Source organism: Polaromonas sp. A23, from assembly GCF_002001015.1.
In the GTDB taxonomy this organism is placed as follows: Bacteria; Pseudomonadota; Gammaproteobacteria; order Burkholderiales; family Burkholderiaceae_C; genus Polaromonas.
The window spans coordinates 1-12,772 of sequence record NZ_MUNO01000020.1 but is presented as its reverse complement, the minus strand read 5'-3'; the positions used below and the strand labels follow the sequence as shown (position 1 = coordinate 12,772).

15 protein-coding genes are annotated in these 12,772 nt (G+C 62.6%); 6 read left to right on the top strand and 9 right to left on the bottom strand.

Features of this window, described 5'->3' with window-relative positions; genetic code table 11:
- Position 1: 1 nt before the first annotated feature.
- The 3 genes from B0B52_RS10945 (at position 2) to B0B52_RS10935 (ending at position 2,375) form a co-directional block, all read left to right on the top strand.
- A complete protein-coding gene (locus B0B52_RS10945; protein WP_077593679.1) occupies positions 2-772 on the top strand; it encodes a ParA family protein in 771 nt (256 codons plus the stop codon).
- A gap of 86 nt (positions 773-858) precedes the next feature.
- The gene (locus tag B0B52_RS10940) at positions 859-1,398 is read left to right on the top strand and encodes an alpha/beta hydrolase (RefSeq protein WP_077593678.1); all 540 of its coding nucleotides are present in this window, start codon (positions 859-861) and stop codon (positions 1,396-1,398) included.
- A gap of 41 nt (positions 1,399-1,439) precedes the next feature.
- Positions 1,440-2,375 (top strand): ParB/RepB/Spo0J family partition protein, encoded by a 936-nt coding sequence (locus tag B0B52_RS10935; RefSeq protein WP_077593677.1) that lies wholly within the window; start codon positions 1,440-1,442, stop codon positions 2,373-2,375.
- A 48-nt stretch (positions 2,376-2,423) separates the two neighbouring features.
- Here B0B52_RS10935 and B0B52_RS10930 read toward each other — a convergent pair whose 3' ends face one another.
- The 3 genes from B0B52_RS10930 to B0B52_RS10920 form a co-directional block, all read right to left on the bottom strand.
- A complete protein-coding gene (locus tag B0B52_RS10930; protein ID WP_077593676.1) occupies positions 2,424-2,993 on the bottom strand; it encodes a hypothetical protein in 570 nt (189 codons plus the stop codon).
- A 139-nt stretch (positions 2,994-3,132) separates the two neighbouring features.
- Entirely contained in the window at positions 3,133-4,557 is a 1,425-nt protein-coding gene (locus B0B52_RS10925) for an FAD-binding oxidoreductase (RefSeq protein WP_077593675.1), read from the bottom strand.
- 80 nt (positions 4,558-4,637) lie between these two features.
- Entirely contained in the window at positions 4,638-4,961 is a 324-nt protein-coding gene (locus B0B52_RS10920) for an EF-hand domain-containing protein (RefSeq protein WP_077593674.1), read from the bottom strand.
- 165 nt (positions 4,962-5,126) lie between these two features.
- On the opposite strand from B0B52_RS10920, the gene B0B52_RS10915 reads away from it, so the two are divergent.
- Positions 5,127-5,693, top strand: a complete 567-nt coding sequence (locus B0B52_RS10915; RefSeq protein WP_077593673.1) for a cob(I)yrinic acid a,c-diamide adenosyltransferase — start codon at positions 5,127-5,129, stop codon at positions 5,691-5,693.
- A gap of 58 nt (positions 5,694-5,751) precedes the next feature.
- Here the strand turns inward: B0B52_RS10915 and B0B52_RS10910 are convergent, their stop codons facing one another.
- Positions 5,752-6,174, bottom strand: a complete 423-nt coding sequence (locus tag B0B52_RS10910) for a hotdog fold thioesterase (RefSeq protein WP_077593672.1) — start codon at positions 6,172-6,174, stop codon at positions 5,752-5,754.
- 137 nt (positions 6,175-6,311) lie between these two features.
- On the opposite strand from B0B52_RS10910, the gene B0B52_RS10905 reads away from it, so the two are divergent.
- Both B0B52_RS10905 and B0B52_RS22695 read left to right on the top strand, forming a co-directional pair.
- On the top strand, positions 6,312-7,595 hold the full coding sequence (locus tag B0B52_RS10905) for an AsmA-like C-terminal region-containing protein (protein ID WP_077593706.1): 1,284 nt from the start codon (positions 6,312-6,314) through the stop codon (positions 7,593-7,595).
- Positions 7,596-7,940: 345 nt separating this feature from the next.
- Positions 7,941-8,114 (top strand): hypothetical protein, encoded by a 174-nt coding sequence (locus B0B52_RS22695; protein WP_254425691.1) that lies wholly within the window; start codon positions 7,941-7,943, stop codon positions 8,112-8,114.
- Between the two features lie 33 nt (positions 8,115-8,147).
- Here B0B52_RS22695 and B0B52_RS10895 read toward each other — a convergent pair whose 3' ends face one another.
- The 5 genes from B0B52_RS10895 to B0B52_RS10875 all read right to left on the bottom strand — a co-directional run.
- The gene (locus B0B52_RS10895) at positions 8,148-9,446 is read right to left on the bottom strand and encodes a solute carrier family 23 protein (protein ID WP_077593671.1); all 1,299 of its coding nucleotides are present in this window, start codon (positions 9,444-9,446) and stop codon (positions 8,148-8,150) included.
- Between the two features lie 92 nt (positions 9,447-9,538).
- Positions 9,539-10,426 carry an alpha/beta hydrolase gene (locus B0B52_RS10890; RefSeq protein ID WP_077593670.1) on the bottom strand — a complete coding sequence of 296 codons (888 nt, stop codon included), beginning with the start codon at positions 10,424-10,426 and terminating at the stop codon, positions 9,539-9,541.
- A 213-nt stretch (positions 10,427-10,639) separates the two neighbouring features.
- Positions 10,640-11,242 (bottom strand): TetR/AcrR family transcriptional regulator, encoded by a 603-nt coding sequence (locus B0B52_RS10885; RefSeq protein WP_077593669.1) that lies wholly within the window; start codon positions 11,240-11,242, stop codon positions 10,640-10,642.
- 104 nt (positions 11,243-11,346) lie between these two features.
- Entirely contained in the window at positions 11,347-12,120 is a 774-nt protein-coding gene (locus B0B52_RS10880; protein WP_077593668.1) for a cyclase family protein, read from the bottom strand.
- Positions 12,117-12,772, bottom strand: a 656-nt coding sequence (locus tag B0B52_RS10875; protein ID WP_139351900.1) for a TetR/AcrR family transcriptional regulator, incomplete at its 5' end; no start/stop codon positions are given. The genes B0B52_RS10880 and B0B52_RS10875, both read right to left, overlap by 4 nt.

Genomic DNA, 12,772 nt, shown 5'->3' with positions numbered 1-12,772 from the left:
CATGGCCAAGATATTCTGTATTGCCAACCAAAAGGGCGGGGTAGGCAAGACCACCACAACAGTCAACCTGGCTGCCGGTCTGGCCAAGGTCGGCCAGCGCGTGTTGATGATCGACCTGGACCCGCAGGGCAACGCGACCATGGGCTCGGGCGTGGACAAGCGCAAACTCGAACTCACGGTGTATGACGTGCTGCTCGAATCGGCCTCCGTACTGGAAGCCAAAGTGCACAGTGAAAAGTGCGGTTACGACGTGCTCGGTGCCAACCGCGAACTGGCTGGTGCCGAGGTCGAGCTGGTCGACGTCGAGCGCCGCGAAAAGCGGCTCAAGCTGGCGCTGGCGGATGTCGGCGAGCACTACGACTTCGTGCTGATCGACTGCCCGCCGTCCCTGAGCATGCTGACGCTCAACGGCCTGTGTTGCGCGCACGGCGTGATCGTGCCCATGCAGTGCGAATACTTTGCGCTCGAGGGCCTGACCGATCTGGTCAACACCATCAAGCAGGTGCATGCCAACCTCAACAAAGACCTGGCCATCATCGGCTTGCTGCGCGTGATGTTTGATCCGCGCATCACCTTGCAGCAACAGGTCAGCGACCAGCTCAAGGAGCATTTCGGCGACAAGGTTTTCAACACCGTGATCCCGCGCAATGTGCGCCTGGCCGAAGCGCCCAGCTACGGCCTGCCCGGCGTGGTGTTCGACCCGGCCTCCAAGGGCGCGCAGGCCTTCGTCACTTTCGCCGAAGAGATGGTGCAGCGCATCAAGGCCATGTGATGGCTGCGCTGTGCATGAAATCGGCCACTGGCCCTTATTCGACGGGCGCGAGTAGCTATTAAATTAATAGCAGATACTTTTTCGACATGAACCCCCGCAACGTCCTGATCCTGCCCGGCTGGCAAAACAGCGGCCCCGACCACTGGCAGAGCCGCTGGGAGCGGGCTCACGACTACACCCGCGTGGACGAGCACGACTGGATGCGGCCCCTGCGCGGCGACTGGATCGCCCGGCTCGAAGAAGTGCTGCTGGCATGCGACGAAGCTGTAGTGCTGGTGGCGCACAGCCTGGGCTGTATCCAGATTGCGGCCTGGGCTTCCCATTCAAAAAACACGAGCCGGGTCAAAGGCGCTTTGATGGTGGCGCCACCGGATGTCGAGCGCGAAGATCTGCGGCAGATGTTGTCAGGCTGGGCACCGGTGCCCCTGCAGCCCTTGCCGTTTCCCGCGATTGTTTTTGCCAGCAGTGACGACCCGTTTTGCGCGCCAGCACGGTCGGCGCAATTTGCCGCGGCCTGGGGCGCCGGGCGCATCGCCGCGGGCCCACGCGGCCACCTCAATGCCGACAGCGGCTTGGGCGACTGGCCCGAGGCCCACGAACACCTTCTTGAGCTGATGCGTCTGTGACGCCTCACTTCCCCATCTGAACCAGAGAAAGACACGACATCATGGTCACCAAAAAACCCAAGGGCCTGGGCCGCGGACTTGAAGCCCTGCTGGGGCCCAAGGTCAGCGAATCCTCCAGCGCCGACAATAACAACAGCAGCGCCACCAGCCCGGGCCAGCCGGCCTCGCTGCTGCTGACAGACCTGGTCGCCGGCCAGTACCAGCCGCGCACGCGCATGGACGAGGGTGCGCTGTACGAACTGGCCGAGTCCATCAAGGTGCAGGGCATCATGCAGCCGATCCTGGTGCGGCGCCTGACCAGCGGCGCCAACGACGGCAAGTACGAAATCATTGCCGGCGAGCGACGCTTCCGCGCGGCCAAAATCGCAGGGCTGGACAGCGTGCCTGTACTGGTGCGTGACGTGCCCGACGAGTCCGCCGCCGCCATGGCGTTGATCGAAAACATCCAGCGCGAAGACCTCAACCCGCTGGAAGAAGCGCAGGGCCTGCAACGCCTGATCAAAGAGTTTGGGCTCACGCACGAACTGGCCGCGCAGGCCGTGGGCCGCTCGCGCAGCGCCGCCTCCAACCTGTTGCGCCTGCTGAACCTGGCCGAGCCGGTGCAAACCATGCTGATGGCCGGCGACATTGACATGGGCCATGCACGCGCCTTGCTGGCCTTGGACCGGGCCACGCAGATCACGGCCGGCAACCAGATCGCCGCCAAAAAAATGTCGGTGCGCGAAGCCGAAAGCCTGGTCAAAAAACTCGGCGCAGAGTTCTCGCTCAAGCCGCAGAAGAACACCAAGGAAAAATCACGCGACACGCGCCGGGTGGAAGAAGAGCTGGCCGATCTGCTGATGGCCGACGTGGAAGTACGCGTCAAGAAGCAGGTCAAACGCAATGGCCGGCGAGAAGACACCGGTGAAGTCGCCATTCAGTTTGCTTCGATGGACGAACTTAATGGACTGATCGAGCGGCTGCGCGGCGGGAAATGAAATTTGCGCTTTGAGTTTGCTGTTGAATGCAACATCAAGCGCCGCCTCTCATTTTTGCAATTTCCAGCGGTACCAAAACGTCTGGCTACCCACTATTGGCACGACGTACAAGGCGGCTGCGGCGGTTGATGAATTCTCCTCGCCAATGATTGAGCCATCAACGCCTTTTTTGAACCACACCGTGCTCTTCTTCACGGCGGTTCCAAAACCATCCAGCGTTTTTGCAGTTGCTGGGGCGAAGACCATGGCCCCTGAGCTGCAAGAGAGTTCTTTGGTTTTGAAAGAAAGCCGGCGAGACATCACGACCACGCCTGAGCTCCGTGCTTCGACCAAAACAGCATCGTCCTCGACAGGGTGAATTCTGATGGTGTCGATAGCGTCCAGTTCGCGAACGGTGTTCACGTGCATGCCGAACCGATAGGCAAGATAGTGCGAGCCGCCAAGTGGCGAATACGAGTAACTGCCGCGATTTTGATAGTCACCGCTCAGGTTCGGACAATTTGTATCTGCTGACTCAACCAGGGGCCAGCCCTTGGGATAGTTGCTGTCAATCCCTGAAAGTGTTGAACAGCCACCGAGCATCGAAAGCGCGGCGCCCCAAACATATGTGGCTTTCACTACATGCCGATCTGCACGGTACACGTATCAGGATGAGGCGTACCCTGGCAGCCGCCTCTTTGGGTTCTGGCGGTCCTCCTGGCAACTCGCACTAATTGCTCGTGCGGTGCCGAACGCATAGCGACAAAACCCGGTCGGCTCACAGCGTGAAGATCTTGCCCGGATTCATGATGTTGAGCGGATCCAGCGCGCGCTTGATGGTCCGCATCATGTCGACCGCGCCGGTGCCAGCTTCCGTCACCAGGAAATCCATCTTGTGCAGGCCCACGCCGTGCTCGCCGGTGCAGGTGCCTTCCAGGCTCAGCGCGCGCGCCACCAGCGTGTGATTCAGGGCCTCGGCCGTTGCCCGCTCTTCGGGCTTGTCCGGATCGATCAGGTAGCCGAAGTGGAAATTGCCGTCACCCACATGGCCGACCAGAAAGTAAGGAATGCCGCTGGCATCTGCTTCGCTGACCGAGTCGAGCAGGCAGTCGGCCAGACGTGAGATCGGCACGCAGGTGTCGGTAGAGATGGCGCGGCAGCCTGGCTTGGACTGGATGGCCGCGAAATACGCGTTATGACGCGCGGTCCAGAGGCGCGTGCGCTCCTCGGGTGTGCTGGCCCACTCAAAAGCGTTGCCGCCGAGGTCGGCCGCAATCTCCTGCACGGTTTCAGCCTGCTCTTTCACGCTGCTGGGCGAGCCGTGGAACTCCATCAGCAGCATGGGCTCCTCGCGCAGGCCCAGCTTGGCGTAGGCGTTGACCATGCGCACGGTGTTGCTGTCGATCAGCTCCACACGCGCAATCGGAACGCCGAGCTGAATGATCTGGATGGTGGTGCGCACCGCCGCCTCAATGCTCGGGAAGGAGCAGATCGCCGCCGAGATGGCTTCGGGTAGCGGATAGAGCTTGACGGTGACTTCGGTGATGACTCCCAAGGTTCCTTCGCTGCCCACCATCAGGCGGGTGAGGTCATAACCTGCAGATGATTTTTTGGCGCGTGTGCCGGTACGTATCACTTCGCCGCTGGCGGTCACCACTTCCAGTGCCAGCACGTTTTCACGCATGGTGCCGTAACGCACGGCGTTCGTGCCGCTGGCGCGCGTGGCGCTCATGCCGCCCAGGGTGGCGTCGGCGCCGGGATCAATCGGGAAGAACAGGCCGGTGCTTTTGACCTCTTCATTGAGTTGCTTGCGCGTGACGCCGGCCTGCACGGTCACGGTCAGGTCTTCGGCGTTGACGGACAACACCCGGTTCATGCGGCTCACATCAATGCTGATGCCACCTTGCACAGCCAGCAAATGGCCTTCGAGCGAGGTGCCGACGCCGAAGGGAATGACAGGCACCTGGTACTGGGCAGCGAGCTTGACGGCCTCGGCCACGTCCGCGGTGCTTTCAGCGAACACCACGGCAGAAGGCGGAGGTGCGGCGAAGGAGGACTCATCCCGGCCATGCTGCTCGCACACCACCAGGGCGGTGGAGCAACGCTCGGCAAATCTGGCTTTGAGTGCCGTTATCAGTTCCGGCGGTACGTCGCGCAGATTGAGTTGGGGCAGCAAGTGGTCGGGATGGGCGGGGGCGTTCATGGTGTCTCCAGGCTGGAGCCCCAGTTTACGACTTGTCCGCGGGGAAAAGAAGGGGCGCAAAATGGCCCCTCAGCGTGCTGTCAGGACTTCAGCGCCAGCAAAAACTCCTCGCGCGACACGGCCTGGTCCTTGTTGCTGTCGATCTGCTCGAAGCGTTGTTCCACTGCGGGGAAACGGGCGGACTCTTGCTTTGTCAGCTTTCCATCCTGGTTGGTGTCGGCACGGTCGAAGGCAGCGTTGATGTCCTGGGCGGTAGGCGCTGCGCGTGTTGGTGAAGTCTGAGCTGGTGGGGCTGCACCGCCGGTCTGGGCGTGTGCCGCGAAAGCGGTGCCGATGGTCAGCGCGGCCAGCAGCAAAACACTGCGAATTTCAAAGTTGGGAATAAAATAAGACGTAGGTGTCATGAGGCAGAAGGTCCGTTTAAAGTTGAACAAGAGACCATTGCACCGCAGTCGGCCCTGGTCCGCCAGCACTCTTGCACCGTGTTGCCTCGCTGACATGCATCGCGTCTCAAACACATTTTCTTTCCTCGCGTAACGCAGGCCCGCCCTGCCGGAAGCTCAGCACCTATGGCCAACAGACTGACCCAGATCGCCACCCGCACCGGTGACAACGGCACCACCGGGCTCGGGGACAACACGCGTGTATCCAAAGACAGTTTGCGTGTGCATGCCATGGGCGATGTAGACGAGCTCAATTCGCAGATCGGCGTGTTGCTGTGCGAGGAGATGCCGGCGGATGTGAGTGAGCTGCTGGTTGAAGTGCAGCACCAGCTGTTCAACCTGGGCGGTGAATTGTCGATTCCCGGCTTCGAGCTGCTCAAGCCTGAAGCGGTTGCACTGCTGGATGCCGCGCTGGAGAAATACAACGCCACCCTGCCGCGCCTGCAGGAGTTCATTTTGCCGGCCGGCTCGCGTGCTGCATCGCTCGCGCACGTGTGCCGCACCGTCGCCCGCCGCGCAGAGCGCGCTGTGGTGGCACTGGACAAGGCCGAGACCCTGAAAGAATCGCCGCGGCTTTACCTCAACCGCCTGAGCGACCTGCTGTTTGTGCTGTCGCGTGTCCTCAACCGCATGAACGGCGGTGACGACGTTTACTGGAAGAGCGAACGCATGGCCCGGTCGGCTGCGGACTGAGCTGCAGTCGCTACTTTGCTTGCGCCCGCCCTATAAGGGCCAATGATCGATTTGCTTCTTAGCGCGGGCTCAGCATCGCCATGGTGATGCGTGACACGCAGGTCAGTTCACCGGCGTCGTTCATCAACTCAATGGCCCAGACCTGCGTGCTGCGTCCTATGTGCACTGGCCGCGTGGTGCCGGTAACCCAGCCGCTGGTGGCGCCCTTGAGGTGATTCGCGTTGATATCCAGCCCCACGGTGCGGTGGCCTTCGGGCGCAGCAAACGCGGCACCGCAGGAGCCCAGCGTTTCAGCCAGCACTACCGATACGCCGCCGTGCAGCAAGCCATAAGGCTGGCGTGTGCGTTCGTCCACTGGCACGCGTGCGCGAATGAAATCGTCGCCGACCTCCAGAAATTCGATGCCCAGATGGGTAACCGCACTGTCGGCGTTGTGGTGTGCGAGCAGTTCGATGGATATCGGTCTTTTCCAGATGCGCATGGGGGGTTCCAAGTTAGAGATGGCCGGGAAGCCCTGACTATAAAGAGATTGCGGCCTACAAGTACGGGGCGATTCGACCGCTAAGCTGAATGAAGCAGGCGGTGGGCGGGAAGATTCGAATCAACAACGGGAAAAGCATGCAGAAAAAACGGACATGGATCGTCGCCGCCGCAAGCGTTGCTGCGGTGTTGGGCCTGGCCTGGCTGGCGCTGGTCATTTTCCTGCCCAGTGACGAGGACCTGGCGGCGTATGCCAGTGCGGAGCTCGAAAACCGGTTTGGCGTTCCTGTGGCGCTGGGCTCGCTGCATTGGCAGCTCTTGCCGGTGCCTGCCGTGGTGGTTGAAGACGCGGCCACCAGGCAGCCACGTGCCATCACGGTCAAAAAACTCACGGCTTATCCGAACCTTGGTGCCTTGTTTGTCCGGCGGCTGCAATTTGACCGTATCGAGCTTGACGGTGCGGTGGTGCCGCAACTGTCTCTGCGCGCGCTGGACGCGCGGCCGTCCGGTCTGATTCCCGAGGGCGCTGTGACACCTCTTGAGCGTTTTGTGTTTCGCAACCTGACCTGGGTATCGCGCCACGATGTTGCCGTGGTGTATGACGGCGAAATCGATTTTGATCCGAACTGGCGACCACGGCAGGCGCGCTTGTCGCGCCCCGATTTTCAGCCCGCCACCGACCTGACCCTGACTCGCCTCGGGCAGGAGGACCGCTGGACCACCCGCATCAATGTGGGCGGCGGCACGGCCCATGGCGAGGTGGAATTGCAGACCCGCGACAGCGGTCGCATGCAACTGGAAGGCCGCCTGCAGCCTGTCGGGGTTGACGTCGCCAGCGCCGTTGCGGCTTTCAATCGCAAGCCGGTGATCGCCGGCAAGGCCTCGGGTACCACCCAGCTTTCCGCCGCCGGCGGCACCGTGGGCGAGCTGGCGCGTTCCCTGCACACGCAAACGGCTTTCACCATGGGCCGCTCCATTCTGTTGCGCTTCGATCTGGACAAGGCGATCCGCACCCTGGGCAGTGAGCACGCAGGGCAAACCGAGCTTGAGTCCGTCACCGGCCAGCTCGATACACAGAACACACCGCAAGGCATGGTGACCACCTACACGAACATCAAAGCCAGCTCGGGCGCCCTGAGTGCCTCCGGCAAGGCACGGCTGGCCAACCGGCAGATCGAGGCCGACTTCGCCGTGGATCTGGTCGATGGGGTGGTGGGTGTGCCGCTCGTGCTCAGCGGGCCGCTGGACAAAGTGGCCGTTTCCGTTCCCCGAGGGGCCGTGGCCGGGGCGGTCATCGGTACGGCGGTGTTGCCCGGCGTCGGGACTGCCATTGGCGCCCGCCTGGGCGCAACACTGGGCAACATCTTCAGTTCGGACCCAGCACCCAAGCCAAAGCCAGCCCAGCCCGCAGGAAAACCCTGAAAGCGGCGGAATCCGTCTGGACCCTTTGCGCGGTTTGCCCCTAAAACCTCCTGCTTGCGGGGGAATGCCTTGGCCTTCGGTGCCGCATCTGTTTACCGTGCGACTTGCAGAGCATTTCGCAGCCGCCTGCGGCGGGGTTGCGTTTTGCCCCTCAGCGAAGGTTCCCTATGTCCCAGCAGTCACAGTCATCGCGTCAGCAGCCGGCACCGCCGGCAGAAACTCCCCTTGAACGTGCGCTTGATCGGAACGAAACCGTCGAGAAAACCGTGAAACAGTCCGGCGCCGAGCTGTTTGTGATCAACGCGGTGCTCAAACAGGAAATCCCCGACCATATTCAGACCGGCGATGTGGCGCAGGCGTTGGAAAAAAACAGGCGAGCTGGAGGGCAAGATCCAGGAGTCAGCCGCCGACCTTGCGCATGTCAACGAGCTGCTGGAGCAGGAAATCGGCGAACGTGCCGATGTGGAGCGCGAGTTGGCCGCCACCAAGGCGGCGCTCGCCAAAGCACAGGCGAATTAGGCCCCGCTCAGGCGGGGCGCTTGCTGCCGGATTTTATTTTCTGCGATTGAGCAAGGCGTACAGCAGGATCGCACCGAAGGTGGCGGTGCCGATGCCGCCCAGCGCAAACTGACCGAACTTCAGCGTGAAGTCACCGGTGCCCAGCACCAGCGTGATGGCCGCCACCAGCAGATTCTTGTTGTCGGAAAAATCGACCTTGTTGTCGACCCAGATCTTGGCCCCGGCCACCGCAATCAGGCCAAACACCACAATGCTGACCCCGCCCATCACGGGCAGCGGAATCGCCTGAATGAGCGCACCGAACTTCGGGCTGAAACCCAGCAACACCGCCATCAGGCCGGCAAGCACAAACACGGCCGTGGAGTAGATTTTGGTGGCAGCCATCACGCCGATGTTTTCGGCGTAGGTCGTGACACCGGTGCCGCCAGCAGCGCCCGAGACCATGGTGGCAACGCCGTCGCCGATGAAGGCGCGGCCCATGTACTGGTCGAGGTTCCTGCCGGTCATGGCGGTGACGGCTTTGATGTGGCCGAGGTTTTCCGCCACCAGGATGATGGCCACCGGCGCAATCAGCAGCATCGCGCTGGCGCTGAACACCGGCGCGGCAAAGCCGGGCAGGCCCACCCAAGCGGCATTGGCAATCGGCGAGAGGTCCACCGGCTTGCCCAGGCCCATGCCGTTGGTGAGCACCGCATAAATGAGCGTTGCGACAATCAGGCCCACCAGGATCAGCAGGCGCTGCACCATGCCGCGCGTCATCACGGCAACCAGCGCCACGCTGACGAAGGTCACCACCTGCATCCACGAATCAAAATTGCTGGCAGCCATGTTCTTGATCGGGATGCCGGCCAGGTTCAGACCGATCACGGCCACGACCGCGCCTGTGACCACCGGCGGCATGAAACGCTCGATCCAGCCGGTGCCCACGGCCTGCACGATGGCGCCGATGAGGGTGTACAGCACACCGCAGGCAATGATGCCGCCGAGCGCCACGCCGATGTTGGCATTCGGCCCCTTGCCGGCGTAAGCGGTGGCGGCGATCACCACGCCGATGAAGGCGAAGCTCGAGCCCAGGTAGCTGGGCACCTTGCCGCCAGTGATCAGGAAAAAGATCAGCGTACCAATGCCGCTCATCAAGATGGCGATGTTCGGATCGAACCCCATCAGGATGGGCGCCAGCACCGTGGCGCCGAACATCGCAATCACGTGCTGCACGCCCATCACCGCGGTCTGCGGCCAGGGCAGGCGCTCGTCGGGGGCTATCACCCCGCCTTGCTGCAGCACCGCGCTGCTTTTTTCCGTCCAGCCAAATACACCTGTTGGTTTGTCCATGTCCCACTCCTTGTAAGTGGCGCCATCCTAGGGGCAATGGGCGCGCGGCACAAGGGGGGTGGGAGACAGCAGGCGGGCAGCCTCTGCGTTATTCAGTGGCCAACAAAAGCGGCGATCTCGCGCAGCACGCCCTCGTCTTTCAGGATGCGCCTGTGGCCCAGCTCGTCGGTGGCCAGCAAGCGCGCGCCGGCAATCGCCTGGCTGTAGGCTACGCCGTCGGCAAAGCGGTTGATGCTGTCGCGGCGGTCATGCACCACCAGCGTGGGCTGGTGAATGCGCGGGCCCACAGCGGCAGGTTCGAACTGCGGCATCAGGATGCCTTCGCGCGCTTCAATGCGTTGCTGCATGGCCGCACGCGTTGCCTCACGCAGGCCGAATACATGTGCGAAGAGTCGCGTGTATTCATAGGGCGAAGCCGGCGGCGCCAGCAGCACGAGCTTGTCCACCGGCAAGCCGCGGCTGAGCGCGTAGGCGCCGGCGTTGGCGGCCAGCGAATGCGCCACCAGCGCCTGCACCTGGTGGCCCTCTTGCCGCAGCCGCGCTACTACATAGTCGATGGCCCGCGCAAATTGCGGGAGGTTGCTGGTGGAGCCTGCGCTGCGCCCATGCGCCGGCATTTCAAGCAGTACCGGCCGCAGGCCCTGCGCTTGCAAGGTGTCCGCCAGCGCCAGCATCTGGCCGGCATGTCCGCCCCAGCCGTGGGCCAGCAATACCAGCGGCCCATGTGGGGCCACGGGGCGCTCATAGACGGTCAGGCTGGCGTTTTCAAAAGCCCAGGTGTTGATGCGCCAGTCCGGCGACCAGGTGCGGCGGCGGTTCAGCCATTTGGGCGGCAGGGGTGTGCCAAACAGGCGATACGCCGCGCGGACCGCCAGGGCGGGCCACAGGCGCTGCGAGGCGCCCAGGCCCCAGCGGAAAAGTTTGGTCGTGGGGTTGGCGCCGTAATACGCGGCGGTTGTTTCAAGGGAGGTGCGTGTCATGGAAGGGGGCTCCTTGGGTTTGCCGGATCAGTACCAGATCCAGTCTTCGTTGCTGCGTGGCAGGGAACGCAGCGAGGCAAGAGCGGCGCGAACCGCCTGAACGCCGGCAACTATGGCGATGGTTACAAGGATGAACAACATGGCATTTCCTTTCTCCGCACGATTGTGCGAAATGTGGACCAACGAAAAGCCCTTGTGGGGCGGAACAACAACTCAAGCCTGGTAGCTTTTCATCAGGCGCTGCCAGCTGGACTGGGCCCGTTCGGCAGCGCGGGTATCACGTAGAAAACGGGCGTCATGCAAGAGCCCGATGGAAATTGCATTGATTTCGCCGACCAGCTGTTCCGGGTCGGTGTCGGCTTTCAAGTGGCCGGCCTCAATGGCCTGTTGCACCGTGCGCCGCAAAGCAGCACGCCAGCGCGTCACTTCCTGCAGCAGGGTTTCACGCAGCTCGCCTTCACGGTCATCGAGCTCAAAGGCGCCTGCTGTGTAGATGCAACCGGTGTGCACCTCGACATCGCGCATGCGCACAATCCAGCGCTGCACAATGTCGTCCAGCCGCGGCAGGCCCTTGGGCTTTTGCATGGCGGGCACAAACACCTCGGCAATGAAGCGCCGGCCAAATTCCTCGATGACTGCCTTCTGCAAGGCCTCGCGGGAGCCGATGCGGGAGAACACGCCGCTCTTGGACAGGCCCAACCGGTCAGCCACCGCCTGGAGCGTGATGGCTTCCAGGCCTTCGGCAGAAGCGAGGTCCAGCGCCGCACCGACAATCGCGGCGCGGGTCATCTCGCTTTTTTGGGTTTTGGCATCCATGGGGCGGATATTAGCACACTTGTGCTAAATCGCAAGTACCCCCCGAAATCGGCCGGCGTAAGGGCCCGCTGCCCTGCGCTGGGCTCGGTATCTGCCCCCTCCTGTCAGTCGAAGATGGCGACCGCGCGGGTCCAGCCTGCCGAGGCGCCGCGGATTTTCACAGGGAAGCAGGCAATGTTGAAGCCGTGACCCGGCAGTGCTTCGAGGTTGTGCAGCTTTTCGAGATGGCAGTAGCCAATGTCACGGCCGGCCTTGTGGCCCTCCCAGATCAGGCCGGCATCGCCAGTTTCGGCGTATTTCTTTGCGGTATAGGCAAACGGCGCGTCCCAGCTCCAGGCATCGGTGCCGGTCAGGCGCACGCCGCGCTCCAGCAGATACATGGTGGCCTCATAACCCATGCCGCAGCCCGCGCGGATGTAGTCGGCTCCACCGTAAGCGCTGCCGGCGCGGGTGTTGACGACCACGATCTCCAGGGGCTGGAGCTCGTGATTGATGCGCGCAAGCTCAGCCTCCACATCGGCGGGTTGCACCACATAGCCATCGGGCAGATGGCGAAAGTCGAGCTTGACGCCGGGTTGCAGGCACCAGTTCAAATCGACCTCGTCAATGGTCAGCGCGCGCTGGCCGCCGTCCATGGTCGAGGCAAAGTGGTACGGCGCGTCGAGGTGCGTGCCGTTGTGCGTGTTGAGTTGCACGTCTTCAACCGCCCAGGCTTCGCCATCAGGCAGGTCTTCCTTCTTCAGTCCCGGGAAGAACTGCGCGAGATCGGGGTAGCTCATCTGGTGGTTGATGTAGCTGATCTTCGGGCCCAGCCCCGGCGGGTCCGAAGGCACCTCGTTCTCCAGGTGCATGGAGATGTCAACAATGCGGCGTGTCATGGCTTTTTCCTGGCAGAAACAGAGGGGTGGGAGTGCAGCATGGCGCCGCGCATGCCGTGCGCAATAAAGGCAACAAGCTGCGGCATGACGATGGGGTCGTTCGGGCGGTTTTCCCCTTGCGACAGGCGATGCACGCGCTGGTCGCTGATGTGGTGCAGCAGCGCACCCAGCGCGAATTGGTAACACCAGACGATCTGTGGCTGAGTAGCCCCGGGAAACTCAGTTGCCAGCGTGGTGTGAAAGGCCTCGATGAAGGCACGCGCCATCGGATCAAAAAACTCCCGGATGATCGCGTCCTCTTCCTCGCTTTGCAACGCCAGGCCGCGCGTCATGAGCAGTGCGTAGTACTCGCCTTCGGCACTTGCTCGCAGGCGAATCACCGGCGCGATGAAGGCCTCGACGATGCGGGTCAGGCGGTCGCCGCTTTCATCGGCCATGGCCAGCGCCAGTGCGGCCAGGCGCTCGTTGATGGTTGTGCTCCAGTGCTCGAAGATCGCGTGGTAAAGCTCGTGTTTGGCGCCGAAGTAGTAGCCCACCAGGGCAAGCGGCACCTGCGCCTCGTCGGCGATATGTCGGATCGACACCGCGTGGTAGCCGTGCTTGGCAAACAGTTTCTCGGCGGCAAGCAGGATGTTTTGCCGGCGGTCGGGCC